23 protein-coding genes are annotated in these 26,660 nt (G+C 65.4%); 10 read left to right on the top strand and 13 right to left on the bottom strand.

What is annotated here, in order from left to right; genetic code table 11:
- The first annotated feature begins 2 nt into the window (after nt 1-2).
- The 3 genes from putA (at nt 3) to GWG67_RS32675 (ending at nt 5,166) form a co-directional block, all read left to right on the top strand.
- A complete protein-coding gene (putA, locus tag GWG67_RS32685) occupies nt 3-3,002 on the top strand; it encodes a bifunctional proline dehydrogenase/L-glutamate gamma-semialdehyde dehydrogenase PutA (RefSeq protein WP_275173631.1) in 3,000 nt (999 codons plus the stop codon).
- 113 nt (nt 3,003-3,115) lie between these two features.
- Nucleotides 3,116-4,321 carry a CaiB/BaiF CoA-transferase family protein gene (locus GWG67_RS32680; protein WP_275173630.1) on the top strand — a complete coding sequence of 402 codons (1,206 nt, stop codon included), beginning with the start codon at nt 3,116-3,118 and terminating at the stop codon, nt 4,319-4,321.
- Between the two features lie 197 nt (nt 4,322-4,518).
- The gene (locus GWG67_RS32675; protein WP_275173629.1) at nt 4,519-5,166 is read left to right on the top strand and encodes a glutathione S-transferase family protein; all 648 of its coding nucleotides are present in this window, start codon (nt 4,519-4,521) and stop codon (nt 5,164-5,166) included.
- An 8-nt stretch (nt 5,167-5,174) separates the two neighbouring features.
- Here GWG67_RS32675 and GWG67_RS32670 read toward each other — a convergent pair whose 3' ends face one another.
- The 3 genes from GWG67_RS32670 to GWG67_RS32660 form a co-directional block, all read right to left on the bottom strand.
- Nucleotides 5,175-5,339, bottom strand: coding sequence for a hypothetical protein (locus GWG67_RS32670; protein WP_275173628.1), 165 nt, complete (start codon nt 5,337-5,339; stop codon nt 5,175-5,177).
- Between the two features lie 81 nt (nt 5,340-5,420).
- Nucleotides 5,421-6,968 carry a hypothetical protein gene (locus GWG67_RS32665; protein WP_275173627.1) on the bottom strand — a complete coding sequence of 516 codons (1,548 nt, stop codon included), beginning with the start codon at nt 6,966-6,968 and terminating at the stop codon, nt 5,421-5,423.
- Between the two features lie 93 nt (nt 6,969-7,061).
- Complete coding sequence (locus GWG67_RS32660; protein WP_275173663.1) at nt 7,062-8,054, bottom strand: hypothetical protein; 993 nt, start codon at nt 8,052-8,054, stop codon at nt 7,062-7,064.
- A 289-nt stretch (nt 8,055-8,343) separates the two neighbouring features.
- On the opposite strand from GWG67_RS32660, the gene GWG67_RS32655 reads away from it, so the two are divergent.
- Nucleotides 8,344-8,715, top strand: a complete 372-nt coding sequence (locus tag GWG67_RS32655) for a Crp/Fnr family transcriptional regulator (protein WP_035974430.1) — start codon at nt 8,344-8,346, stop codon at nt 8,713-8,715.
- Nucleotides 8,712-9,524, top strand: coding sequence for an MBL fold metallo-hydrolase (locus tag GWG67_RS32650; RefSeq protein ID WP_275173626.1), 813 nt, complete (start codon nt 8,712-8,714; stop codon nt 9,522-9,524). The genes GWG67_RS32655 and GWG67_RS32650 overlap by 4 nt, the downstream gene beginning before the upstream one ends.
- 209 nt (nt 9,525-9,733) lie before the next feature.
- On the opposite strand, the gene GWG67_RS32645 is transcribed toward GWG67_RS32650, so the two are convergent.
- The 3 genes from GWG67_RS32645 to GWG67_RS32635 all read right to left on the bottom strand — a co-directional run bounded on the left by GWG67_RS32645 (nt 9,734) and on the right by GWG67_RS32635 (nt 11,875).
- Nucleotides 9,734-10,231, bottom strand: a complete 498-nt coding sequence (locus tag GWG67_RS32645; RefSeq protein ID WP_275173625.1) for a TPM domain-containing protein — start codon at nt 10,229-10,231, stop codon at nt 9,734-9,736.
- Between the two features lie 3 nt (nt 10,232-10,234).
- Nucleotides 10,235-11,128 carry a YgcG family protein gene (locus GWG67_RS32640; RefSeq protein WP_275173624.1) on the bottom strand — a complete coding sequence of 298 codons (894 nt, stop codon included), beginning with the start codon at nt 11,126-11,128 and terminating at the stop codon, nt 10,235-10,237.
- A 138-nt stretch (nt 11,129-11,266) separates the two neighbouring features.
- On the bottom strand, nt 11,267-11,875 hold the full coding sequence (locus GWG67_RS32635; RefSeq protein ID WP_275173623.1) for a LemA family protein: 609 nt from the start codon (nt 11,873-11,875) through the stop codon (nt 11,267-11,269).
- A 183-nt stretch (nt 11,876-12,058) separates the two neighbouring features.
- On the opposite strand from GWG67_RS32635, the gene GWG67_RS32630 reads away from it, so the two are divergent.
- The 3 genes from GWG67_RS32630 to GWG67_RS32620 are packed head-to-tail and all read left to right on the top strand — an operon-like array spanning nt 12,059 to nt 15,279.
- Nucleotides 12,059-12,913, top strand: a complete 855-nt coding sequence (locus tag GWG67_RS32630) for an enoyl-CoA hydratase (protein ID WP_275173622.1) — start codon at nt 12,059-12,061, stop codon at nt 12,911-12,913.
- Between the two features lie 5 nt (nt 12,914-12,918).
- A complete protein-coding gene (locus tag GWG67_RS32625) occupies nt 12,919-14,067 on the top strand; it encodes an acyl-CoA dehydrogenase family protein (protein ID WP_275173621.1) in 1,149 nt (382 codons plus the stop codon).
- 15 nt (nt 14,068-14,082) lie between these two features.
- Nucleotides 14,083-15,279 carry an acyl-CoA dehydrogenase family protein gene (locus tag GWG67_RS32620; protein WP_275173620.1) on the top strand — a complete coding sequence of 399 codons (1,197 nt, stop codon included), beginning with the start codon at nt 14,083-14,085 and terminating at the stop codon, nt 15,277-15,279.
- 198 nt (nt 15,280-15,477) lie between these two features.
- Here the strand turns inward: GWG67_RS32620 and GWG67_RS32615 are convergent, their stop codons facing one another.
- The 3 genes from GWG67_RS32615 to GWG67_RS32605 form a co-directional block, all read right to left on the bottom strand.
- Nucleotides 15,478-17,799, bottom strand: coding sequence for a xanthine dehydrogenase family protein molybdopterin-binding subunit (locus GWG67_RS32615; protein WP_275173619.1), 2,322 nt, complete (start codon nt 17,797-17,799; stop codon nt 15,478-15,480).
- A gap of 143 nt (nt 17,800-17,942) precedes the next feature.
- Nucleotides 17,943-18,818 carry a dihydrodipicolinate synthase family protein gene (locus GWG67_RS32610; RefSeq protein ID WP_275173618.1) on the bottom strand — a complete coding sequence of 292 codons (876 nt, stop codon included), beginning with the start codon at nt 18,816-18,818 and terminating at the stop codon, nt 17,943-17,945.
- Nucleotides 18,819-18,882: 64 nt separating this feature from the next.
- Nucleotides 18,883-19,848 (bottom strand): VOC family protein, encoded by a 966-nt coding sequence (locus GWG67_RS32605; protein ID WP_275173617.1) that lies wholly within the window; start codon nt 19,846-19,848, stop codon nt 18,883-18,885.
- 212 nt (nt 19,849-20,060) lie between these two features.
- On the opposite strand from GWG67_RS32605, the gene GWG67_RS32600 reads away from it, so the two are divergent.
- Together GWG67_RS32600 and GWG67_RS32595 are read left to right on the top strand one after the other, a co-directional pair.
- Nucleotides 20,061-20,927 carry a S1C family serine protease gene (locus GWG67_RS32600; protein ID WP_275173616.1) on the top strand — a complete coding sequence of 289 codons (867 nt, stop codon included), beginning with the start codon at nt 20,061-20,063 and terminating at the stop codon, nt 20,925-20,927.
- Nucleotides 20,924-21,295, top strand: a complete 372-nt coding sequence (locus GWG67_RS32595) for a response regulator transcription factor (protein WP_275173615.1) — start codon at nt 20,924-20,926, stop codon at nt 21,293-21,295. Before GWG67_RS32600 ends, GWG67_RS32595 begins: the two co-directional genes overlap by 4 nt.
- Here the strand turns inward: GWG67_RS32595 and GWG67_RS32590 are convergent.
- The 4 genes from GWG67_RS32590 to GWG67_RS32575 all read right to left on the bottom strand — a co-directional run bounded on the left by GWG67_RS32590 (nt 21,292) and on the right by GWG67_RS32575 (nt 26,272).
- On the bottom strand, nt 21,292-22,365 hold the full coding sequence (locus tag GWG67_RS32590; protein ID WP_275173614.1) for a HAMP domain-containing sensor histidine kinase: 1,074 nt from the start codon (nt 22,363-22,365) through the stop codon (nt 21,292-21,294). The two genes, GWG67_RS32595 and GWG67_RS32590, sit on opposite strands and share 4 nt — an antisense overlap.
- Entirely contained in the window at nt 22,352-23,044 is a 693-nt protein-coding gene (locus GWG67_RS32585; RefSeq protein WP_275173613.1) for a response regulator transcription factor, read from the bottom strand. The genes GWG67_RS32590 and GWG67_RS32585 overlap by 14 nt, the downstream gene beginning before the upstream one ends.
- A 97-nt stretch (nt 23,045-23,141) precedes the next feature.
- A complete protein-coding gene (locus GWG67_RS32580) occupies nt 23,142-23,618 on the bottom strand; it encodes a hypothetical protein (protein ID WP_275173612.1) in 477 nt (158 codons plus the stop codon).
- Between the two features lie 314 nt (nt 23,619-23,932).
- Nucleotides 23,933-26,272 (bottom strand): Tex family protein, encoded by a 2,340-nt coding sequence (locus GWG67_RS32575; protein ID WP_275173611.1) that lies wholly within the window; start codon nt 26,270-26,272, stop codon nt 23,933-23,935.
- Nucleotides 26,273-26,660: the final 388 nt, after the last annotated feature.

The raw sequence follows: 26,660 nt of genomic DNA, 5'->3' as shown, positions 1-26,660 counted from the left end.
CCATGCCGAACGTTCCGCCTCCCTTCTCCGCAGCCTACGCGCCCGATGATGCCGACATCGCCGCGCGCCTGTTGCCATCTGCACATCTCGGCGCGCCGCAGGAGGCGCGGATCGATCGCACCGCGACCCGGCTGATCGAAGCGATCCGCAAGCGCGACGACCGGCTTGGTGGGGTCGAGGACATGCTGCGGGAGTTCGCGCTCTCGACCAAGGAAGGGCTCGCCTTGATGGTGCTGGCCGAGGCGCTGCTGCGCGTGCCGGACGCGCGCACCGCCGACCAGTTCATCGAGGACAAGCTCGGCGAGGGCGACTTCATCCACCACGAGACCAAGTCCACCGCCTTCCTGGTCAACGCCTCGGCCTGGGCATTGGGCCTCTCGGCACGGGTGATCCAGCCCGGCGAGACGCCCGACGGCACCATCGGCCGGCTGGTGAAGCGGCTGGGCGCACCGGCGGTGCGCACCGCCACGCGCCAGGCGATGCGGCTGATGGGCAATCATTTCGTGCTGGGCGAGACAATCGCGCAGGCCCTGGAGCGGGCGCGGCCGCGCTCCGGTGAGAGGGCGCGCTATTCCTTCGACATGCTCGGCGAAGGCGCGCGCACGGCTGCCGACGCCAAGCGCTATTTCGACGCCTATGCCAGTGCGATCGAGAGGATCGGCAAGGCGGCCGGCAACCATCCCCTGCCCGACCGGCCCGGCATCTCCGTCAAACTCTCGGCACTGCATCCGCGCTTTGAGGCGATCAGGCGCGAGCGCGTGGTGGCTGAGCTGGTGCCGCAACTGCTGGACTTGGCGCAGCGCGCCAAGGCCCACGATCTCAATTTCACCGTCGATGCCGAGGAAGCCGACCGGCTGGAATTGTCCCTCGATGTGATCGCGGCAACGCTCGCTGATCCCTCGCTTGCCGGTTGGGACGGATTTGGCCTCGCGATCCAGGCCTATCAGAAGCGCGCCGGCGCCGTGATCGACTATGTCGATGCGCTCGCCCGCGCGCATGACCGCAAGCTGATGGTGCGGCTGGTCAAGGGCGCCTATTGGGACAGCGAGATCAAGCGCGCGCAGGAGCGCGGGCTCGACGGCTATCCCGTGTTCACCCGCAAGGCGATGACGGATCTGAACTACGTCGCCTGCGCTCAAAAGCTGTTGAGCCTGCGGCCACGCATCTTCCCGCAATTCGCCACCCACAACGCGCTGAGCGTCGCGACCGTGCTGGAGCTTGCCGGTGCGAACGGCGGCTTCGAATTCCAGCGCCTGCATGGCATGGGCGAGGCGCTCTACGAGCAGCTCGCCAAGGACCACCCCGACATCGCCTACCGCACCTACGCCCCGGTCGGCAGCCATCGCGACCTGCTCGCCTATCTGGTGCGGCGACTGCTGGAGAACGGTGCCAACTCCTCCTTCGTGGCGCAGGCATCCGATTACCGCGTGCCCGTTACGGCGCTGTTGCAACGTCCGGCAGATGCCATCGTCCGGCCGCAGCAGGCGGCCCATCCCAAGATTCCGCTGCCGGGCGATCTGTTCGCGCCGGAGCGGCGCAATTCGCGCGGCGTCGAATTCGGCGCGCGCGCCGCGCTCGACCGGTTACTGACCGACGTCAAGGCCGAGAGGATCGATCTCAAGCCGATCGCCGATGCAACGCCGGATCAGGCCAACGCGGCCGTGACGGCTGCGCGCGCGGGCTTTGCCGCCTGGAGCCGGACTCCGGCAGCCACGCGCGCGGCGGCGCTGGAGCAGGCCGCGCATCTTCTGGAGAACCGCGCGCCCCATTTCATCGCGCTGCTGCAACGCGAGGGTGGCAAGACGCTCGACGATGCGCTGTCGGAGCTGCGCGAGGCCGCCGACTTCTGCCGCTATTACGCCGCGCTGGGCCGCAAGCTGTTCGGCAATGATGTGGCGATGCCGGGTCCGACCGGCGAGAGCAATGCGCTGGCCATGCGCGGCCGCGGCGTCTTCGTGGCGATCTCGCCATGGAATTTTCCGCTGGCGATCTTCCTCGGCCAGGTCACGGCCGCGCTGATGGCCGGCAACAGCGTGGTGGCCAAGCCCGCAGAGCAGACCCCGCGCATCGCGGTTGAGACGGTGCGGCTGCTGCACGAGGCCGGCATCCCCGCGAGCGCGCTGCACCTCGTCGCCGGCGACGGCCGCATCGGCGCCGCGCTGACCGCGCACCCGGATATCGGCGGAATCGTCTTCACCGGCTCGACCGAGGTCGCACGCAGCATCAACCGGGCGCTGGCGGCCAAGGACGGACCGATCGTGCCGCTGATCGCGGAGACCGGTGGTATCAACACCATGATCGCGGATGCGACCGCGTTGCCCGAGCAGGTCGCAGACGACGTCGTCACCTCGGCGTTTCGTTCCGCCGGCCAGCGCTGCTCGGCGCTGCGGCTGCTGTTCGTGCAGGAGGACGTTGCCGACCGCATGATCGAGATGATCGCGGGCGCGGCGCGCGAGTTGAAGATCGGCGATCCGAGCGACGTCGCGACCCATATCGGCCCGGTGATCGATGTCGAGGCCAAGCAGCGCCTCGATGCGCACATCGCACGAATGAAGACCGAGGCGCGGCTGCACTTTGCCGGCACCGCGCCGGAGGGCTGCTTCGTCGCGCCGCATATTTTCGAGCTTGGCGATGCCGGCCAGCTGACCTCGGAGGTGTTCGGCCCGATCCTCCACGTCGTGCGCTATCGTGCCGAACATCTCGAACGCGTCCTGCAAGCCATCGAGCGCACCGGCTACGGGCTGACGCTCGGCATCCATTCCCGTATCGACGATACGATCGAGGCGATCGTCGACCGTGTCCAGATCGGCAACATCTACGTCAATCGCAACATGATCGGCGCCGTGGTCGGCGTACAGCCGTTCGGCGGCAACGGCCTTTCCGGAACCGGGCCGAAAGCCGGCGGCCCGCACTACCTCGCGCGCTTCGCGACCGAGCAGACCGTGACCATCAACACCGCAGCAGCCGGCGGCAACGCTGCCCTGCTCGCAGGGGATGAGTGAGGCGCGGCGAGGAGCGTTGCATCCCGCCGAAACATCGGTCTAATGCTGCCGTGACGTGGCCCTCGCCAATTCCAGCGCGCGGGAATCAACACGAGCGAGGGAGCGACGCCGCAATGGAAAAGGGCATTTTTGCAGGGCTCAAGGTGCTGGATTGCGCGAGTTTCATCGCAGCACCAGCCGCCGCGACCGTGCTGTCGGATTTCGGCGCCGATGTCGTCAAGATCGAGCCGCCCGGTGCCGGCGATCCCTACCGCAATCTGCCCAACATTCCGGGATATCCGACCAGCGAGCATAATTTCGCCTGGCTGCTGGAGGCCCGCAACAAGAAGAGCATCGCGCTCGACCTCGCAAAGCCCGAGGCGCAGGCCGTGCTCTACAAGCTCGTGGAAGAGGCCGACGTCTTCATCACCAACATGCCGCCGCCGGTGCGCGCCAAGCTCGGCATCACCTATGACCATCTCGCCCATCTCAACGACCGCCTGATCTACGCCTCCTTCACTGGCTATGGCGAAAAAGGCGAAGAGGCCAACAAGCCCGGCTTCGACAGCAACGCCTATTGGGCGCGCTCCGGCCTGATGGACCTCGTCCGCGCCGACACCGACACGACGCCGGCCCGCTCGGTCGCCGGCATGGGCGACCATCCCTGCGCCATGGCGTTCTACGGCGCCATCGTCACCGCGCTGTACCAGCGCGAGAAGACGGGCAAGGGCTCGCATGTCGCCTCCAATCTGATGGCGAACGGCGTGTGGGCCGCTAGCGTGCTGGCGCAGGCTAAACTCTGCGGCGCCAAGTTCGCCGAGCGGCGGCCGCGCGAACGCGCGTTGAATGCGGTCGCCAATCACTACCAGTGCAAGGACGGCCGCTGGCTGATCCTGTCGCTGCTGAGCGAGGAGAAGCAGTTTCCGACGCTGGCCAAGTGTCTCGGCCGCGAAGACCTCATCACCGATCCGCGCTTCGCCACCAAGCCCGACCGCCACGCCCGCTCCGTCGAGCTGATCAAGATCTTTGACGAAACCTTTGCGACCAAAGATCTCGCCGAATGGCGCAAGATCCTCGACGGCAACGGGCTGGTGTTCGGCATCGTCGGCATTCTGGACGACATCCCGAACGACAAGCAGATGCTCGACAACGAAGTTCTGGTACCGTTCGAGAACGACACCATGCTCACCATCTCCAGCCCGATCTGGATCGACGGCGCCAAGAAAGTGCAGCCGCGCAAGCCCCCCGGCGTCGGCGAGCACAGTGACGAGATTTTGCGTGGCGCGGGATACGACGACGCCGCGATCAAGCAGCTGCGGTCGCAGGGGGCGGTGGGGTAAGGAGCCGACGGCGGTGATACATTCACGCTGTCGTCCCGGCGAAGGCCGGGACCCATATCCCAGAGAGGAAGTTGTCGCCCAAGCCGACAACTCCGAGTCCTCGCCAAACCATATTCGGTGGCTATGGGTCCCGGCCTTCGCCGGGACGACCGTAAGGGGATAGCTTACTTCAACAATCACGGCCATCGCGAGGTCACATGCCCAGCTACCGCCTGCACTACTTCCCCGAATCCGGCAACAGCTACAAGCTGGCGCTGATGCTGACGCTTTGCGGCGAGAGGTTCGAGCCGGTCTGGACCGACTTTGGCGGCGGCGTCACGCGCACGCCGGAATGGCGCAAGAGCGTGAACGAGATGGGCGAGATTCCCGTGCTCGAAGTCGACGGTGTGAAGATGACGCAGACCGCGCCTCTCCTGCTCAAGCTTGCCGAGCAATACGGGCGTTTCGGTGCCGAGACCGAGGAGGAAAAGTTCGAGCTGCTGCGCTGGCTGTTCTGGGACAACCACAAGCTCACCGGCTACATGGCGACCTACCGCTTCATGCGCGCGTTCACGCCAAACAACGACCCGCAGGTGCTGAAACACTTTCGCCGACGGCTCGAGGATTTTCTCGGCATTCTCGACGGCCATCTCCAGCATAATGAATTCGCGATCGGCACCAGGCCGACGGTCGCCGATATCTCGATGATGGCCTATCTGCACTATCCGAGCGACGAGCACGGCTTCGATTTCGCGGAAAGCTATCCCGCCATCCACGCCTGGCTTGGCCGCATGGCCGCACTGCCCGGATGGAAGCCGGCCTACGAGCTGCTGCCCGGCAAGCGGATGACGAACTACGCGAAGTGAGGTGCCGACTACTTCAGCGCCAGCCAGCCGAGCGTGACCAGGATTCCGCCGATGATGACGACGACCGCGACTGCCCAGGTGCTAACGCGGACGCTGCCACTGACCTGCTTGGCTTCTTCATTCTGCGCGATCTCGCGATTGCGCTCCTTGTTGGCTTCGCTGGAGTCCGTCATGGGTCATCCAAATCGCTTTGTGGGCTCTATCTTGCGCGTGATCTTTTCGGAAAACCGCTGCACACTTTTCCGGATCACGCGCTAACGCGTCTTGATGAAGCACATGCCGATGCGGCGCGAGGCCGCGGCAGCCTGACAGGTCAGCCCTTTAGCACAGCTCCATGACGTAAAACTCCTGTCCGCCGATCCCGATCCCGCATTCTCCAGGGAACAATGCGCGCCCCAGCCGTCCTGATATTCGGTCCCGGCCAGCTCAGTGCTGCCGCGGGTCTGCGGTCGGCTGGCAAAACCGCGTGAGAAATCAGGACGTTTGCCCGCGGCCATCGCGGTCAGGATGTCGCGGCGGCGGACCTGGTCGCCAAGAAAATGCGGGGAAGCCGGCACGATGGTGGCATTGGACGGCTTGTCCGCAAGCCAATCGACGCCCGGAAAATGAAAGCCGCCGATGCCGCGGGTCTGGTGGCAGCCGGCGCAGGTGACGTCGTTGAGGCGGCGCTGGAAGCCCGCGACCGAACGGACGTTCTGCATGTCCCCGCGCGCAGCAGCTTGCTTCAGCGCACCAACTACGTCGTTCTCGGAGAAGACCGGCTCGCCTTGTCCCTCTCCGTTGCCCTCCCCTTGCATCATCCCGAACTCCGGCTGCAACGGAGAAGCATCGAGGCCGGCTGGCGTCGGCACGATTGCAGCCTTGGCCAGGAATTTCTCGGGGATCAGCACCGTGCCGCGATCGAAGTCGCGAAGATGATCGGGCGCGAGCAGCCAATCCCTGAAGTCGCGCCGGAGATCATTGTCCGCGAGGATGCGATCGCGATCGATCTGGTTCTCCAGCGTCGATTCCTCGAACGTCTTTGAGGAAGCGTCGTACTTGAACACCTTGAGCAGATAGTCGGAGCGGAAATCGTGCAGTGCCGATTTCGCTGCAACCGAGATCTGAATGTTGGTCTCGATGCGATCGAGCATCGCATCGTAAGGATAGAAGCTGCTGCCGATCAGCCCCTGCCAGTCGCCATTGCCGAGCCAGCGTCGCGCGACCTCGGCGCAGGTGATCGGCTTGCCGCTCGCATCCGTTTGCCGCGCATCGCGCGCTTTCATCACCAGATTGAGCGTCATCGGCAGCCGCGTTGCGGTCGTGCCGCCGTCCGGTTTGGTCTCGAAACGCGCGAGACGATAGATCAGCCTGATCTCGCCGCAGGAATCTTCCGAGACATAGGCCCGGTCCATGCGGTTGACGATGCCGGCCAGCACGAAACGGGTGTCGCGGGATTTCAGATTGGACCGATCGAACAATTGTACGTCGAAGCCCTCGCCGACGCCGATGGTCTCGGTCGGATATGCCGCCTTCTGCCGGGCGACGTAGCGGTCGATCTCCGCGTCGATCGCGGGAGGAATCTCCTTGAGCTGCGACAGCCACGAAAACATCAGATCGGTCGTCAGCGGAAAATCCGCGTTCCGCTCCGGCCACAACAGGCGCGAGATCGTGAGTGCATCGTGCCGGTCGAGCTCGCGCAGGAGATCGGGATCGGTGATCGCCGTGCCGCGCGCCAGCTGCGCGTTCTCCGCGGCCAACGACGATACGATGCCGCCGAAAAACCCGGCGACGGCAACGAGAATTCGCAACGCGCGGCTCATGGCTTAGGTAACACCGCGCAGGGACGGCTATTCAAGCAAAAAGGCGCTTCACATGGTGGTGAAGCGCCTTTTCGGAAATCGGATAGCAGCCGCTCAGCGCGAGACGATCAGCCCCTTGCTGGTGACGACCACCCAGCGGCCGTCCTGACGGCGGATCGCATCGACACGGCCGACGCCGGGGATGGGGTCGCCGGCGTAGACCTCGTAGAGGCCACCGCGGCCCTCGATCAGCGCGCCGCCGTTGGAGACGTCGCGCAGCACCCAGCCTTCGACCGTCGGCAGCCGGCCGACCTCGGGCTTGGGCGCGGCGGGAGCCGGCGCAGCTGCGGCGGTCGCAACCTGGGTCGGCGCGATCGAGCCGGTGGTCTCCCTGGCGGGCACGGCGGCTGCGGCCTGGGCGGGAGCCGCCGGCGGGGTGGCACGGAGCTTGTCGACGGTCTCGGACAGCTTCGCGATTTTGGCCATCGGCTCGGCCTGCGCCTTCTCGAGCTTGTCGAGGCGGTCGTTGGTGCGGTTGAACTGGCCGAGGCCGGTCTTGGAGGTGTGCTCGACATTGGCCTTGAGCGCGACGACATCGGCATCGATCCGGGCGACCGAGGATTCCAGCGCGCTGGTGTCGGCAACCTGGGCCGGCGCGGGGCTTGCGAAGTGCATCATCCCTGCGGTCGCGAGCGCGCCGCTGATGGCGCCGACACTGGCCGCAATCGCCACCACCGCAGCCATGGCCGACAGGCGGCGCTTGCCGCCGGCCTCGCGCGGCTCGTCCGCCTTCACATGCGGGGCAAACTCTTCACGGTCCCAGGACCGCTCCGCGGGTGCCATGACGATGAGCTTGCCGGGCTTTGGCTCGGAGTTGGTTTCGGCTTTGGGCTCAAGTTTGGCCTCGAACTTCGGCACCTCGATCCTCGACGCCTCGATTTTTGGCGGCTCGATCTTGACCGGGTCGGGCTTCACTGGATCAGGCTTGGGCGGCGTCTCGTGGTCGGGGGCAATCGAAGGGGCCTCGATCCCCGCAGCCTCGACGGCCTGCGGCGCGGTCGCGGCGGCTTCGACGACGCCAGTATCCTGGACGGCCTGCTCGGCCATTGGTTCGCTCACGGCTCAAATACTCCAGTCTCGGTTGACCTTTTGGTAACTTTCATTGCTTGCGAATTCCTTACCTGCGGACCCGCTTACCAAAATTTTAGGAACTCATCCGGGGCCGAATTGGGCCGGGAACGTGGAACCGGTGTGGCGCTGTGCAACAAATTGTCAGCCGATGCTGCTCTGCGGCAGCCACGCTCTCGCCGAACGGGCTGTTTGCCCGCCCCTGTTACCCCGCTAACATGACGGTCCTGTCAGCCAGAACGGCTGCAGACGGCCCTTGGGGGGTGTCATGACGATCGAGAAGTGCATCAACGAATTTGGCGTCGATGACATCATCTTCGAGGAAGGCTCGACCGGCCGCGAGCTGTACGTTGTCCTCGACGGGGAGGTCGAGATCGCCAAGATCAGCGGCGCCAGCAAGACCAGCATCATCAAACTCGGCAAGGGCGAATTCTTCGGCGAGATGGCCGTGATCGACGGCTCCGCACGTTCGGCGACCGCGATCGCGGCGGCGCCGAACACCAAGGTGATGAGGGTCAACCACGCCCGCTTCGTCTATCTCGTCAGCCAGCAGCCGGCGTTTGCGCTGATGGTGATGGATGCGCTGTCGAAACGCCTGCGCGCCGCCAACGCGGTCAGCTACCGGGCGGCCCAATCATGAGCGACGGCAAGCCGACCGCCTTTCCGGTCCTGATGAAGAACGACACCTGCTCGCTGATCCAGGCTGCGGACGACGTCTACCAGATCCGCTTCTCCAATCGCGCCGCCAACGTCTATCTCGTGCGCGGCTCGGCGCGGACCATCCTGATCGATACCGGGCTGTCCTCGAACTATGCGGCGATGGTCGAATGCCTGAACTTCGCCGGCTGCCCGCCGGAAAAGATCGACATGGTGGTGCTCAGCCACGAGCATCTCGACCACATCGGCGCGGCCTGGCACTTCAACGAGCGCCGCACCTTCGTCGCCGCCCATCGCCTCGCCGCCAACAAGATCATGCTGCGCGACGACTTCTCGATGCTGCGAAAGATGTTCAACGAGCCGAACGTGCCTGTTAATATCGACATCTGGCTCGAGGAAGGCAATCTGATCGACCTCGGCAATTTCCGTCTCAACGTGATGCACACGCCGGGCCACACCTCGGCCTGCATCACGCTGTTCGATCAGGACAAGGGCCTGCTGTTTGCCGCCGATACGCTCATGCCCGGCGGCGTGATGGGCGGCGTGTTCGGTTCGGGCAGCATCGCCGACTACATCGAATCGCTGGAGCGGCTCAAGGGATTGAACGCGAAGATCCTGCTATCAGGCCACGGCCGGCTGTCGGACACGCCGCAGGAAGACGTGCGTATCGCCATCGCGCGGTCGCACGGTCTATTGGAAGATACAGCACAATTGTTCGACGCACTGGATGCGCGCTCGAACTTCGAGCCGATCATGCAGTCGGTGCGGGATTTGAACAAGCTGGATGATTAAATGCGCCGCGGGCGTCCGTCCGCGGGGCGAAGCACCGATGCCCCCACAACGTCGTCCTGGCGAAAGCCAGGACCCATACCGCGATATCCATCGGTTGTACGCAGCAGGCGTCCCGAACGATGAATCTTCGCCAGACTTCTCCCTGGGGTAATGGGTCCTGGCTTTCGCCAGGACGACAGCGGGACTCCGTCACCGCCTGCTTGTAGCGGCTACATCACCACCGGTGCATCCGGCAGCTCGTTTGCATGCGGTCCTTGCGGCGGGAAATGCTTTGCCAGCTCCCGGGACACGGCCTCAATCCCGCCGATCACGCCGCGCTCGAACTGCCCCGAGGCGAACTCCGCCTCCATGGCGCGGCAGATGCTCTCCCATCCCTCGGCGCCAACCTTCGCATCGATACCGCGGTCGGCGATGATCTCGACGTCGCGGTCGGCGAGCAGCAGGTAAATCAGAACGCCGTTGTTGTGCGCGGTGTCCCAGATGCGCAGCTGCGAGAAGACGTCGAGCGCGCGCTCGCGCGCCGGCTGGTTGCGAAACAGGGGGCCGCCGTCGAGCGCGCCTTCGACCACGAAGCGAACCTGCCCGGAATGGCTGGCTTCGCCGCGCTTGATCGCCTGCTCGATGCGGTCGAGCACGCCCTTCGGGAACACCTGCTTGGCACGCCAATGGTGCTGGAGCAGATGCCGGGTGATGCGCCTGATGCTCATGACCTACCAGCTCCCCGAAGCACCGCCGCCGCCAAAGCTGCCGCCACCGCCACTGAAGCCGCCGCTCGACGACGACCCGCTGCTCCAGCCGCCGGATGACGAACCGCTCGACCACGAGCCGCGACGCGAGGATCCCGTGCCCGATCCCACCCCAAACAGATCGGCAATAAACGTCAGGACAGCGCCGAGCAAACCGACGCCCAGTCCGATCACCGCAGAGCCGATCACGAACCAGGCGATGACACCAACGATCGCTCCGGTGATCCCTGAACCGAACAGCCGCCCGAACATTGAGCGCAGGACGCCGCCGATGACCAGCGGACCGAACAGCAGGAAGAAAAAAAGCGGCTCGATGTCGTTCCAATCCCCGAAATTCACGCTGCGCGAGGGCGTCGGCAGCGGCTCTCCATCGATGACGCGGATCATGCGATCGACCCCCGCCGTGATGCCGCCAGCGAAATCGCCACTCCTGAATTTCGGCGTGATGGCTTCATCGATGATGCGCCGCGACGTGACGTCGGTGAGCGCGCCCTCGAGGCCGTAACCGACCTCGATGCGCAAATGCCGGTCGTTCTTGGCCACGACGAGGATGGCGCCGTCGTCGACCTTCTTGCGCCCGATCTTCCAGGCCTCAGCAACGCGGATCGCGAACTGCTCGATCGTCTCCGGATCCGTCGTCGGCACGATCAGGACGACGAGCTGGCTGCCCTTGCGGGTCTCGAAGTCCTGCAGCTTTTGCGACAACGCTGCGATGTCTCCGCTGGAGAGCGTGCCGGTCTGATCGACCACGCGGCCGGTGAGCTGGGGTACGGCCACATCGGCTGAGGCGGGAAGCGCAAAGGTGAGGAAGAATGAGAATGCGACGGCGACTATCGCTCGCCACACATGCGCTGTCATCGCCCGGCTCGACCGGGCGATCCAGTATTCCAGAGACGCCGGCGGGATACGGTGAAGCCGCGGCGTACTGGATTCCCCGCTTTCGCGGGGAATGACGGCGGTGGGTGGGGCTAGGCGCATGCGCAAAAAAGCGCGCACTTACTTCGACGGCGCGGGTGCCGGATTGAAATCGACCTTCGGTGCGGTCGAGATTGCCTTCTCGTTCTCGACCGAGAAGTTCGGCTTCTCCTTGTAGCCGAACATCATCGCGGTGACGTTGCTCGGGAACGAACGGATGGTGACGTTGTAGTCCTGTACCGCCTTGATGTAGCGGTTGCGCGCCACCGTGATGCGGTTCTCGGTGCCCTCGAGCTGCGACATCAAATCCTTGAACAGCGCATCCGACTTGAGCTGCGGGTAGTTCTCGGTGACCACCAGCAGCCGCGACAGCGCGCCGGAGAGCTCGCCCTGGGCGGCCTGGAATTTCTGGAATGCGGCGGGATCGTTCAGCACCTCGGGCGTCGCCTGGATGCTGCCGACCTTGGCGCGGGCATTGGTGACGCCGAGCAGCACGTCCTTCTCCTGCTGCGCAAAACCCTTCACCGAGTTGACGAGGTTGGGCACGAGATCGGCGCGGCGCTGATACTGGTTCACGACCTCGGACCAGTTGGCCTTGATCTGCTCGTCCTCGCTCTGGATCGCGTTATAGCCGCAATTGGTGAGGCTCAACGAGGCCAGCGCCGCCAGCACGGTCAGGATCTTGCGCATCAAATTTCTCCCGGTGGAATCGGACGCAAGCTACCAGATTGCATGCGCGAGATGCCAGACATCTTGCGTCCGGGCCGAGGCCGCGAAAAGCAGCCGATGTACGCAAGCCTCTTGCTTAATCCCGGCTGTAATAGTCAACTTGAGGGAACAATAATACCGGGTCGGGAACGCCAGGGGAACGCGATGAGTTCGTTCGAGACCATCCTCGTGGAGAGGCCGGAGCCGGCGATTGCCCGGATCGTGATGAACCGGCCCGACGCGCGCAACGCGCAGAACCTGCAAATGACCTACGATCTCAACGCCGCCTTCGATGAGGCGGTGCAGGACGATACGGTTAAGGTCATCATTCTCGCCGGCAATGGTCCGCACTTCTCCTCGGGCCATGACCTGCGACCCGGCAGCAAGAATGAAGCAGGCGTGGATTTTCCGCCGATCGGAAATTGGGGCGGCTTCGCTGAATCAAACGCCCATGGCCGCTTCGCGCGCGAGCAGGAGATCTATCTCCAGATCACGCGGCGCTGGCGCAACCTCGCCAAGCCCACGATTGCAGAGGTGCACGGCAAATGCATCGCCGGCGGGCTGATGCTGGCCTGGGCCTGCGATCTCATCGTCGCCAGCGACGACGCGCAGTTCTGCGATCCCGTGGTCACCATGGGTGTCTGCGGCGTCGAATGGTTCGTGCATCCCTGGGAGCTCGGCCCGCGCAAGGCCAAGGAATTCCTGTTCACCGCAGACAGCTGGAGCGCGCAGGAGGCGCATCAGCTCGGCATGGTCAACCGGGTCGTGCCGCGCGCGGAGCTTTCATCGCGCGTGCTGGAGCTGGCGCGCAAAATCGCTTCAAAACCGTCCTTTGCGCTGAAGCTGACCAAGGAAGCTGTGAACCGCTCGGTCGATGTCATGGGACAACCGGCCGCAATCGACCAGGCCTTTGCGCTGCATCAGCTCTGTCACGCGCATAATCTTCAGGAGTTCGGCATGGTGGTCGATCCATCCGGCCTGCACCCCTCCGTGCGCAAGCCGCCGGCGGCCGCGGAGTAGACGGGATGGATCTCAATCTCACCGACGAGCAACGGCTGCTGCGCGAAAGCGCGGAGCGCTTCGTGGCCGAAAGCTACGATGCCGATCACCGCCGCAAGATGGCGAACGACCCGCTCGGCTTCAGCCCGGCGGTGTGGACGCAATTCGCCGAACTCGGCTGGCTTGCATTGCCGATCGCGGAGGAGTTTGGCGGGCTCGGCGGCAGCGCGGTCGAGATCGGCATTTTAATGGAAGCATTCGGCCGCGGGCTGGTGTCGGAGCCGTATATCGCGACAGTCGTGCTTGGCGCTGCGTTGATCGAGCGATGCGGCAGCACGGCGCAGAAGCAGGCAATCCTGCCGAAGATCGCGGACGGATCGTTGAAGCTCGCGCTCGCGCATTCCGAGCGCGCGGCGCGGTTCGACCTTGCCAAGGTCGCAACCACCGCCCACAAGACGGCGCAAGGCTGGCGCCTTGCCGGCAACAAGATTGCCGTGCTCGACGGCCACGCCGCCGACGAGATCATCGTCTCCGCCCATATCCATGATCATCAGGGGCCATCGGCGCGGATCGGCCTATTCCTGGTGCCGGCGACGACGCCGAATGTTGCCATCTCCGACTACGAGCGCCTCGGCGGCGGGCGCGCCTGCAACATCGTGCTGTCGGATGCGCAACTGCCGGAGGATGCGTTGCTCGGCAATGGCCGCGACGCGCTACCGGCAATCGAATGGGCTGTTGACCGCGCCATGGCCGCGCTCGGTGCCGAGGCCGTCGGCATCATGCAGGTGTTGCTGGACACCACGCTGGAGTACACCAAAATCCGAAAGCAGTTCGGTCGGCCGCTCTCGGCCAACCAGGTGATCCGCCACCGCCTCGCCGACATGGCGGTGCAGGTCGACGAAGCGCGCTCGATGGCGCTACGCGCCGCGCTGAAGGTCGATGCCGATCCGGTCGAGCGCGCGCGGGCCGCCTCCGGCGCGAAGGCGAAGATCGGCAGATCCGGGCGCTTCGTCGGCGAGCAGGCGATCCAGCTTCACGGCGGCATGGGTGTCACCGAGGAGCTCGAGGTCGGCGCCTATTTCAAGCGGCTGGTCGCGTTCGACACGCTGTTCGGCGGCAGCGCCCACCATTATGGCCGCCACGCCCTGCTTGGCCGCACCACCGTGCCTGCCTGATACAAGGAGCGCATCATGGACCTGTCGTTCAATGCCGAGGAGCGCGCCTTCCAGGACGAGGTGCGCGGCTTCATTGCCAAAAATCTCACCGAAGAGATGAAGCGCGCGACTGCGCTGACGCCGTCGGTGTTCTCCGACCCCGATATCGGCATGGCCTGGCAGCGCACGCTGCACAAGCAGGGCTGGGGCGCGCCGGGCTGGCCGGTCGAGCATGGCGGTCCCGACTGGACGCCGGCGCAGCGCTGGATCTTCGAGACCGAAAGCGCGCGGGCCGGCGTGCCCAATGTCAACGTGATGGGCGTGAAGATGGTCGGCCCCGTCATCATCGGCTTCGGCTCGCCGGAGCAGAAAAACTTCTACCTGCCGCGCATTCTCTCCGGCGAGGATTATTGGTGCCAGGGCTATTCCGAGCCGGGCTCCGGCTCCGATCTCTCGTCGCTGAAGACGCGCGCGGTGCGCGACGGCGACGACTACATCATCAACGGCACCAAGATCTGGACCACGCATGCCCACCACGCCAACCGCATGTTCGCGCTGGTGCGCACCAGCGACGGCCCGCGGCAGCAGGATGGCATCAGCTTCATCCTGATCGACATGAAGACACCGGGCATCACCACGCGACCCATCCTCACAATCGGCGGCGACCACGAGGTCAACCAGGTGTTCTTCGACGACGTGCGGGTGCCCGTGGCCAACCGCGTCGGCGAGGAGGGCAAGGGCTGGACCTACGGCAAATATCTGCTCGAGTTCGAGCGCGGCTCCGGCATCGCTTCGGCAAAATTGCGCGAGGGGCTGAAGGCGATCGCGGATCTCGCCGAGTCCGACCTGACGGGGCGCGCGATCGACAGCCTCGATATCGCGACGCGCATCTCCGAGGTCGAGGTCGACATCGACGCGCTGGAGATGACCGAGCTGCGCGTGCTGTCGGCATTGCAGACCGGACAGAATCCCGGTGCGGTGTCGTCGATCCTGAAGCTGCGCAATAGCGAGATCCGGCAGGCCGTGACGCGGCTCGGCGCCGACGTGATCGGCCACGACGCCCTCGCGGTCGAGCCGATGCGCCCGCTTTACAGGCTCAACCATGAGCCGCCGATGCCGGACGAGATGCTGACTGTCGTGCCGGAATATCTCAACGGCCGCGCCTATACGATCTTCGGCGGCACCTCGGAGATCCAGCGCGATATCATCGCGAAGATGATGCTGGGAATTTGAGGGGTACCGGCGCTACATTCTCGCTGTCGTCCCGGCCTGGTGCGCCATTGCGCACGGGGGGCCGGGACCCATACGCCGTGACGAAGTTGTAGCACGAAGCTGGTCACCACCAGCCGTCGCCAAATTGGACTCGGTGGTTATGGGTCCCGGCCTTCGCCGGGACGACAATTGTGATTGTTGCGACGGCGCAGACTACAACTACCCCACCTTCGCATCCCGGATCGCCTGCCAGATCTTCTGCGGCGTCAGCGGCGTGTTGAGCTGGGTGATGCCGAGTTCGGCGAGCGCATCCATCACGCCGTTGGTGACGCAGGGGGGGCCGCCGATGGCGCCGGATTCGCCGCAGCCCTTGGCGCCGAGCGGATTGGTGCGGCAGGGCGCGGAATCGTCCAGCGTCACCACGATCGGCGGAACGTCGTCGGCGCGCGGGATGCAGTAGTCCTGATAGCTCGCGGTGAGGAGCTGACCGTCGGCATCGTAGGAGACGCCTTCGTACAGCGCCTGGCCTATGCCTTGCGCGACACCGCCATGGATCTGGCCGGTCACCAGCATCGGGTTCACGGCGACACCGACGTCGTCGACGGTCGTGTAGCGCACGACCTTGGAGACGCCGGTCTCCGGATCGATCTCGACCTCGCAGATATGGGTGCCGTTCGGCCAGCTCGGACCGTCGACCTCGCCTTCGGAATCGACGCTGAGTTTCGCGCCGCCTTCTTTCTCGGCAATTTCGAACAGGCTGATACGGCGGTCGGTGCCGACCACGGTGAGCATGCCGCCCTGATATTCGATGTCCTCGATCGAGGTCTCCAGTACGTTCGCTGCCTTCTCCCGTGCCTTCTGAATCAGATCGTTGGAGGAGACCGCGACCGCCGTGCCGCCGACGAACAGCGAACGCGATCCGACGCTGCCGAAGCCCGTCGCCAGATCCGTGTCGCCCTGGACCACGTCGATCTTGTCCATGGCAATGCCGAGCGTGTCGGAGATCATCTGGGTGTAGGTGGTCTGCAATCCCTGCCCCATCGCCATGGTGCCGGAATGCAGGATGACGCGGCCTTCCGACGTCGCGTGCAGACTGACCTTTTCGGTGTGGGCGCGGCCACCGGTCCATTCGATATAGGAGGTGAGGCCCCGGCCGTAGAGCAGGCCCTTCTTCTTCGCCGCCTTCTTGCGCGCGGCAAAGCCGTCCCAGTCGGCGAGCTTCACGGCGCGATCGAGCATGTGCGCGAAGGCGCCGGAATCGTAAACCTGCCCTGCCGCGTTGGTGTACGGCAGTTGCGCCGGCTTGATGTAGTTGGCTTTCCGGATCGCGCGCGGATCCATGCCGATCTTTCGCGCGGCCGCGTCGAACAGGCGCTCGACGATGAACACGGCCTCCGGGCGTCCCGCACCGCGATAGGCGCCGACGGGTGCGGTGTGGGTCATCACCGACTTCACCTCGAAATGCACCAGCGGCAAATCGTAGACGCCGGTCTGCACGAACGGCCCCAGCACCAGCGGAATGATGTTGGCCGCGCCCGAGGAATACGCGCCGGTACAGCCGATCGAGCTGACGCGATAGGCCAGCACCTTGCCCTTCTCGTCGAGCGCGAAGGAAGCGGTCGAGGTGAGATCGCGGCCGTGGGTGCCACCGACGAATTCGTCGGTGCGGTCGCCGCGCCAGCGGATCTTCTTGTTTAGCTTGGTTGCCGCATAGGCGACGATGCCGTCCTCGGGATAAAGGTTGGTCTTCTGGCCAAAGCCGCCGCCGATATCGCCGACCAGCACGCGAACGCTGTCCTTCGGACGCTTCAGCACGGCCTCGGCCAGCACGTCACGGGTCGAGGCGGGTGTCTGCGACTGCACGTGCAGCAGAAGGCGGCCGGATTTCTTGTCGATCTCGGCAATGGTCGAGCGCGGCTCCATGGCCGACGGCACCAGGCGCTGGCTGACGAGATCGAGTTCGATGGTATGCGCCGCCCTGGCAAAAGCTTCGTCCACCTTGGCGGCATCGCCGTAGCTCATCGCGCCGACGATGTTGTCGGGCGCCTCCGGCCACACCACGGGCGCGCCGGGTTTGACCGCCTCGACGGGATCGACCACGGCCGGCTGCACGTCGTATTCGACCACGATCGCTTCGGCCGCGCTCTGCGCGTCGGCACGCGAGGAGGCCACCACAGCGGCTACGGCCTCGCCGGCGTAGCGCACGATGTCGTGCGCCAGCAGGCGACGTGGCGGCACCGTCATCGGCTTGCCGTCGGGGCGCTTGAAGATGCTCAAGGTCGGGATGACGCCGATGTCGTCCTTGACGAGGTCGGCGCCGGTGTAGACCGCGGTCACGCCGGGCATCGCAGTGGCGGCGCCGACGTCGATCGAGACGATCTTCGCGTGGGCATGCGGCGAGCGCAGCAGGTACAACCACAGCGCGCCATCTTCCGGCTTGTCGTCGATGAACTGCCCCTTCCCGGTGAGCAGTCGCTGGTCTTCCAAACGCTTGACGGGCTGCCCCGCTCCGAAACGCAAATTGCCGGGAAGAATGTTCATTCCGTGGGGTCCCTTAATGTCTCAAAAGCGGCTGCCTTTTAGCGGATCGAGGCATGCGAGGCCAGCCGCGGTTTTAGGCGGTATATCCACGATTTCGTCATGCCGGGCATAGGCGAGCGCAAGCGAAGCCGTCCTATGGACGGCTAGCCAAGCTCCCGCAAGGCCGCTTCCACCACCTTGCGCGCATCGGCGGTGAGAGGGGCCTGCGGCGGGACGGGATCGCCGACGTCGTAGCCCTGGATGGCCAACCCGGCCTTGATGCAGGCCGCCAGGTTGAAGCGGGCAAAAGCCTCGTTGATGCGCCACAGCCTGCGCTGGAGCGCCATCGCCTCATGCCAGCGGCCGGCCTTGCAGAGGTCGTAGAGCGCGACGCTCTGGCGCGGGATGATGCAGGCCGGGCCCGCCATCCAGCCGAGCCCGCCGATCAGCATCACCGCGGCTGGAATGTGGGCGGAGGCCGAGAACACCCGCAAGGCATCTCCGCAGCGGTTCATGATCGAGAGCAGCCGGCCCGTGTTGGTCGAGGCGTCCTTGATGTAGCCGATGCGCGGATGCTCGGCGAGGCGCGCGATGGTGTCGAGGGTGAGATCGGAGCGCTGGAATTGCGGATTGGTGTAGATGACGACGGGGATGTCCACGGCATCCGCTATGGCGCGGAAATAGGATTCGATTTGGGCATCGGCGAGCGGGAAATACGCTTCCAGAATCGCCAGAATGCCGTCGGCGCCGAGCTTCTGATACGCTTTCGCCTGCGCCACCGCGTCCGCCGTCGAGGTGGAGGCCACGCCCGCGACAACGGGCACACGCCCCTTGGCTGCCTCGATCGTGGTCTGCACCACCGCGGTGCGTTGGGCGGCATTGAGATAGGCGAACTCGCCGGTCGAGCCGAGCGGGGTCAGACCGTGGACACCGGCGCCGATCAGATCGTCGCAGAGTTTTGCGAGCACATTCGTCCGCACCGTGCCGTCGGCGTCGACGGGCGAGACGAGATAGGGGAAGACGCCGCGAAAATCGGACATGTCAGATGTGAATCCCGGAAACTGGCCAGCGCCAGACCGGTATTACCAACGCTCGCGCCGGCGATCAAACCCTGATCAGCCGCACCCGCGTGCCCCAGGGATCGATCGCCTCCACGCCGTCCGCCAGCGCCGTGACTTTCGCGCCGCCCTTGCGCAGGCGCTCGTCTTGCGCGGCAAGCAGGTCCGGCTTCTCCGTCACGAGCGAAAACCAGGCGAGCCCCGTTGCCTGATCGTCGCGTTGGCCGGCACCCTGGCTCTGCCAGACGTTCATGCCGAGGTGATGGTGATAGCGGCCCGACGACAGGAACGCAGCACCGTTGCGGCTGCGGGTCGGGTCCAGGCCGACGGCGCCGTGATAGAAGCGCTCGGCCTGCGCGAGGTCGCCGACACGCAGATGCATGTGGCCGATGCGCAAACCGTCCGGCGCCTTGGCATAATCAGGCACGCGCGTATTGGTCAGCGACAGCAGGTCGGGAATGTTGAGCTCGTCGGACGCCATCTTCACGCTGCCCTCGCTCCACTGCCATTGCGAGGGATCGCGGTCGGCATAGACCTCGATGCCGTTGCCTTCGGGATCGTCGAGATAGACGGATTCGCTGACGAGGTGATCGGCAAAGCCCGACAGCGGCACACGATGCGAGGCGGCTGCTACCAGCCAGCGCGCGAGGTCCTTGCGTGTCGGCATCAGGAACGCGGTGTGGTAGAGGCCGGCGGCATTGCGCGGCTCGATTTCAGCGTTAGGACTGGCCTCCAGCACCAGCAGCGTGATACCGGCTGTGCCGAGCTTGGCGGCGCTCGCAGAGCGCTCCAAGACGGTAAGGCCGATCACGTCGCGATAGTAGTCGGCGACCTTGTCGAGATTTTTCACCCGGAGCGTCACCATGCCGACCCGCATCGGCGTGCGGCTGGCGTAGGTCGGCCCACCGCCCTGTGGTGCGCCCTCGGCGCGCGCCGCGCCCGCGGCCGCCATTGCAAGCGAGCTGGCGCCGGCGAGTTGAAGCAGGGTACGGCGGGTCAGGTCGATGGTCATCGGTCAGGGCTCGCTGGAAACGTCTAGGGCCGTGCGGCGCAATTTCTTGATTGCTACACGTTGCCGTGAGCGGCTCCCAATCACATGTTCGTCGGCCGTGGTCTTACGGACCAGCTTTCCCGGTCACTTTCATGGTCGTTTTCCTGGCCATCCGGCCAGTTTCGCAATTGCCCGCGACATCCCAGATTGAGGACAGCTTACAGGAGCCTGCTATGACCGACTCAACTCCCCTGACCTCGCTGTCGTCCGCACTCGCAGATGTGGTGGCGCGCACTGCGCCGTCCGTCGTCGCCGTGCATTCGCATCGCTCCCGCGCCACTGGCTTCGTCTGGAAACCCGGCCTGATCGTCACCGCCGACGAGGCCTTGGCCGACGAGGGCGACGTCGAGATCGGCCTCCCCGACGGCAGCACCGCGGCTGCCACGATCGCGGGTCGCGACCATACGACGGATATCGCACTGTTGCGCGCCGATACTGCGATGACCCCGGTCAAGCTGTCCACAATTGTGCCGCCCCTGGGCGCGTTGTCGGTCGTCGTCGCCACCAACCGCGATGCGCCGAGCGCCACGCTCGGGATGGTATCGGCCTCAGGCAAGAGCTGGCGCTCCTTGCGCGGCGGCGACATCGACGCGCGGATCGAGCTCGACGTCCGCTTGCGCTCCAGCCAGCAGGGCGGCCTCGCGCTCGATGCATCGGGCGACTCCTTCGGCATGGCTGTGCTCGGCCCGAGGCGTGTGCTGGTGATCCCGACGGCGACGATCGAACGGGTCGCGGCACAATTAGAGGCCCGCGGCCACATCGCACGCGGATATCTCGGTCTCGGACTGCAGCCGGTGCGGCTCGACGACGGCGTCGGCGCGATGGTGATGAATGTCGACAAGGCCGGACCTTCGGCCGCGGCCGGCATCCGCCAGGGCGACGTCATCGTCGCGGTCAACGACCAGAAGCTGTCCGGCGTACGTGCGCTGTCGCGGACGCTCGGTCCGGCGAGCGTGGGCGCGGTCGTCGACGTGACCGCGCACCGCGGCGGCGAACCGGTCAGCTTCAAGGTCACGGTCGGCGAGAGGCCCGAGGCGTGAGCGAGGACATCGCGCCCGAGATCGTGCTGTCCCTGGAGATCGACGATCCCGCCCTCGCCGATCGCCTCGCGGCTCTGCTCGGCAATATCGCCGGACTTCGCCTCGCCAACCCCGGCGAGAAGGCCGCCGCGACGATTGTCACTCGCGATCCGCGCATCATGCCCGACGATATCGCGCTGACGCAGCGCGAGCTCGACGTGCTGGCACTGATGGCGGAAGGTGGCTCCAACAAGATGATCGCGCGTCAGCTCAACATTTCCGTGCATACCGTGAAATTCCACGTCGGCTCGCTGCTCGACAAGCTCGATGCCACCGGCCGCACCGATGCGGTGGCACATGCGGCCCGCCGCGGCGTGATCGAACTCTAAGACGGGTGCGGCGGGAAGCTGAGCTGGACCGTCAGGCCCGGCGCGTTGTCGTGCAGGGCAATCTCGGCGCCATGGAGGCCGGCAACTGCCGCGACCAGACTCAGGCCAAGACCGTTACCCGGGGTGTAGCGGCTCTGCTCGAGCCGGTAGAAGCGCTTGAACACGTGATCGCGCTGATCCGCCGGAATGCCCGGACCATCGTCGGCGATCGCGATCACTGCCGCCTCGTTGGCACTGCGGCAGGTGACGGTCACCTGCCCGCCTTGGCAGCCGTGCTTGATCGCGTTGTCGACGAGATTGGCGATGGCGTCGAACAGGAGGTCGCGATCGCCAATAATCGCCACCTCGCGGTCGCCGCCCAGGCTGAGCCGCGTCGCGACCTGTTCGGCGGCGGCATCGTAGAGCTCGACGACCTCGCCGGCGATCTCGGCGAGATTGAGGGTGCGAAACGCGCTGCGGCGGGCGCGGGTCTCGATCTCGGAGATGCGGGTGATGGAGGCAAACATGCCGAGCACGGCGTCGAGATCCGCGATGGTGTCGCCGATCAGCGCTGTGTCGGTTTCGCCATTGCGAGGGGCGTGATAGGCCTTTTCCAGCCGGCCGCGCATGCGCGTCAGCGGCGTACGCAAATCATGAGCGACGTTGTCGCTGACCTGCTTGACCTCGCCCATCAAAGTCTCGATGCGATCGAGCATCTGGTTGAGGTTTTCGGCGACGCGGTCCCACTCGTCGTGACTGCCGCGCAAGGGAATGCGCTGGTCGAGGCCGGACATCATGATGGCGCGGCTGGTGGCGTTGATCTCCTCGATTCGCCCGACCGTGCGGCGCGTCACCAGCACCGCGGCGAGCCCGGCGAGCACCAGCATCAGCACGGCTACCACAGCCATTGCGAGCTCGATCATCGCGGTGAAGCCGCTGTGATCGCCGGCGTCGCCGACCCGGCTCTGCACATAGGCGATCGTGCCGAAATAGACATAGGTCATGATCGCCGCGACGATCAGCCCGAACGTTCCGATCGCGATCAGCGCAAGGCGGAAGGTCGAGGAGCGGAGCGTTTTAGCCAGGAGCACGGAGACAATATCCGATGCCGCGGATGGTGTGGATCAGCGGATAGGCCTGGGCATCATCGACCTTGCGACGGACGCGCCCGACATAGACGTCGATGATGTTGGTGGACGGATCGAAGTGCAAATCCCAGACGTGCTGGAGCAGCATCGCACGCGAAACGACGCGGCCCTCATTGCGGACCAGATATTCAAGCAGCTGGAATTCCCGCGGCAATAGCGGAATCTTCCTGGCGCGGCGGCTGGCGCTGCGTGCAATCAGGTCGATGGCGAGATCGCCGACCCGCAGGATTGTCTCCTTCGCAACGGTGTCGCTGCGCCGGCCGAGTGCCTCCAGCCGCGCCAGCAATTCGGTGAAGGAGAACGGCTTGACAAGATAATCATCGCCGCCGGCGCGCAAGCCGCGCACGCGGTCGTCGACTTCGCCGAGTGCGGAGATGATCAGGAACGGCGCGGCGATGCCGTCGTCGCGCAACTGGCGCATCACGCTGATGCCGTCGATGTCGGGCAGCATGCGGTCGATGGTGATCACGGCATAGTCGCGCGCGGCGCCGTGGCTGAGGGCTTCGCGCCCCGTGGCGGCGAGATCGACGTCGTAGCCGGAGATCGTCAGCTCCTCGACGAGCTGGCCTGCGGTTTCCGCGTCGTCCTCGACGACCAGAATGCGGCGGTGAGCTCCGGTCATGACAAACTCCGCGCGACGATCGTCACCAGACTATCCCGTTCCGGGGCTGAGCGGAACCGCCCGATGACGATCGCGACAATGGTGCGGTACGGCGATGCTAGTACCAACTGTCTCCGCACACATTGACCCATTGCCACCCATAGGGCGTCAAGCTCCTGCGCCAGCAGCCGTCATTGTAGCCGGCGTAGATGAAAGGTGCTCCGAAGAAGAAGCGATGGTGGTGCCGGAAGAAGGCGTGGCGGCCGATGAACGGCCTGCCGTGCCAGCCGGAGCCAGCGAAGCGCGGCCCGATCGCCGCATGTGCGAAGCGGGCGCCGCCGAAGCCCGGTCCGCCGACATGGGCGAAACGGGCGCCGCCCATGCCGCCAACGTGCATACCACCGAAGCCACCGGCGTGCATGCCGCCGCCGAAGCCTCCCGCGTGCATGCCGCCGCCACCGAAATGCCCGCCACCGCCAAAGCCGCCACCGCCGTGACCTCCGCCACCGCCGCCACGGGCGAGCACAGGCGAAGCGAGCGCCATCACCGCGGCGATCGACACCGCCGTAAGGCCTTTGAGAATCCTGTTGTCCATCGAAGCGTCCTCCGTGCTGCGCGGCGATACCTGCCGCGCGAGGAGGCTCAGATGAAAGCAAGGGACCGGCACCTTCAACTTACAAACGCGCCAGATTCTGACGCGGGTGTCAGGGAGGCGGACCCGCGCTCTCTCCTCGTCATTGCGAGGAGCCCTTGCGACGAAGCAATCCAGACTGTCCGGGCGGAGGCAGTCTGGATTGCTTCGCTGCGCTCGCAATGACGACGTGGAGAGAACTCTCCGGTTGTTGAGCAGCTCAACGTACGGAGACGATCCGACCTCTCCCCGCAGAAGAGCGGGGAGGGCTTAAGTACCTACGCCCGCTTGCCGCCGTTCTTCTCGGCCGCGCGGCGCAGCGCTTCGGCGAGGGCGCCGCCGCCACCGGAAGATTCCTGCTGGCGCGGGGCCGACGAAGTCATGCGGGACGGGTTGCGTGAGCTGTTGTCCCGCTGCATGCCGGGCGCTTCCTTCTTGGCGCCGACCTCGTCGTCGAGCCGCAGCGTCAGCGAGATGCGCTTGCGCGCGACCTCGAAGTCCAGCACCTTCACCTTGACGATGTCGCCGGGCTTCACCACCTCGCGCGGATCCTTGATGTAGGTCCTGGACATCGCCGAGATGTGCACGAGGCCGTCCTGGTGCACGCCGATGTCGACGAAGGCGCCGAACGCGGCGACGTTCGTAACGGTACCCTCGAGGATCATGCCCTTCTTGAGGTGCTTGATCTCCTCGACGCCGTCCATGAACACCGCGGCCTTGAACGCCGGCCGCGGGTCGCGGCCGGGCTTCTCGAGCTCGCGCAGGATGTCGGTGACGGTCGGCAGACCAAACGTCTCGTCCACGAAGTCTTTCGGCCTCAGCGTGCGAACGATGTCGCTGCTGCCGATCAACGCCTTGATGTCGCTCTTGGTGGCGCTGAGAATCCGGCGCACCACCGGATAGGCTTCCGGATGCACGCCGGAGGCGTCGAGCGGGTCCTCGCCGCCGAGGATGCGCAGGAAGCCGGCACACTGCTCGAACGCCTTGGGGCCGAGCCGCGGCACGTCCTTCAGCGCCTTGCGCGACTTGAACGGACCGTTGGCGTCGCGGTGGGCCACGATGCTGGAGGCAAGGCCGGAGCCGACGCCCGACACGCGCGCAAGCAGCGGAGCCGACGCCGTGTTGACGTCGACGCCAACGGCGTTCACGCAGTCTTCGACCACGGCGTCGAGCGATTTCGCGAGCTTGGCCTGGCCGAGGTCGTGCTGGTACTGGCCGACGCCGATCGCCTTGGGTTCGATCTTGACCAGCTCAGCGAGGGGATCCTGGAGCCGCCGCGCGATGGAGACGGCGCCGCGCAGGGTGACGTCGAGGCCCGGCAATTCCTCCGAGGCGAATGCCGAGGCCGAATAAACCGACGCGCCGGCTTCCGACACCACGATCTTGGTCATCTTCAAATCGGGCAGGCCCTTGACGAGGTCGGCCGCGAGCTTGTCGGTCTCGCGCGAGGCGGTGCCGTTACCGATCGCGATCAGCTCGACGCGGTGCTTCAGCGCGAGCTTGCCGAGGATCGCAAGCGCCTCGTTCCACTGCCGCTGCGGCTCGTGCGGATAGATCACGGCGGTATCCACCACCTTGCCGGTTGCGTCGGTGACGGCGACCTTGACGCCGGTGCGGAAGCCGGGATCGAGCCCCATGGTGACGCGGGTGCCGGCGGGCGCCGCGAGCAGCAGGTCGCGCAGGTTCGAGGCGAACACGCGCACAGCCTCGGTCTCGGCCGCATTCCACAGCCGCATGCGCAGGTCGATGTTGAGATGCACCTGGATCTTGGTGCGCCAGGCCCAGCGCACGGTGTCTATCATCCAGCGGTCGCCGGCGCGCTTGAGGTCGGCGATGCCAAACCGCTTCATGATCTTCAGCTCATACACGCTCGGCACGCCCGGCGGCGATGCTTCGGTCTCGGCCTGGATCTGGAGATCGAGGATCTCTTCCTTCTCGCCGCGGAACATCGCAAGAATCCGGTGCGAGGGCAGCTTCGTCAGCGGCTCGGAGAACTCGAAATAGTCGGCAAACTTTTCGCCCTCGGTTTTCTTGCCGTCGCGCACCTTGGAGGCCATGCGCGCATTGGTCCACACCTCCTCGCGAAGCGCACCGATCAGGTCGGCGTCTTCGTCGAAACGCTCGACCAGAATGGCGCGGGCGCCGTCGAGCGCCGCAGCGGCATCGGCAACGCCCTTCTCGGCATTGACGAAGGCTTCGGCGACGACCTTCGGATCGTTGGTGGGCTCGGCCATGAGCTGATTGGCGAGCGGCTCGAGGCCGGCTTCCTTGGCGATCTCGGCCTTGGTGCGGCGCTTCGGCTTGAACGGCAGATAGATGTCTTCGAGGCGTGCCTTGCTGTCGGCGGCGAGAATGGAGGCTTCGAGCGCCGCATCGAGCTTGCCCTGCTCGCGGACCGATTCGAGGATGGCCTTGCGGCGGTCCTCGAGCTCGCGCAGGTAACCCAGGCGCTCCTCCAGCGTGCGCAATTGCGCGTCGTCGAGCGCACCGGTCGCCTCCTTGCGGTAGCGGGCGATGAAGGGAACCGTGGCGCCGCCGTCGAGCAGCGCCACTGTCGCCTCGACCTGCTCCGCCCGAACCCCAAGCTCCTGCGCAATTTTCTGGTTGATATTTGCCACGCGAGAACCCCTCTATCCAAGCACGCATCGCGGAGGCGAACCACCGGCTGCGGGACGCCGCTTATGGACCAATCGGGGTTGATTCATCAAGGTGCGGCGAGCGGCCGTCGACAAGGGATTTTTTGTCGGGCCGATGCGATCTCGCCACAATCGTGGGAGCGTGGGAAGACGACCCACATCCTGCTGTCGTCCTGGCGAAAGCCTGGACCCATACCGCGTGATTCATCGATTGTGGGCGGTAGGCGTACCGAACGACGAGCCTTCGCCAAACTCCCCTGGGGTAATGGGTCCTGGCTTTCGCCAGGACGACGGTGGAGATTGCCTCGACACCTTGACAGACACCCTCGTTCAGCGGCTGTTTTGTCCGTCGGGCTCCTGAACCCCATGT

This window comes from Bradyrhizobium sp. CSS354 (genome assembly GCF_029051725.1).
GTDB lineage: Bacteria > Pseudomonadota > Alphaproteobacteria > Rhizobiales > Xanthobacteraceae > Bradyrhizobium.
This window is presented reverse-complemented; position numbering and strand designations above follow the sequence as displayed.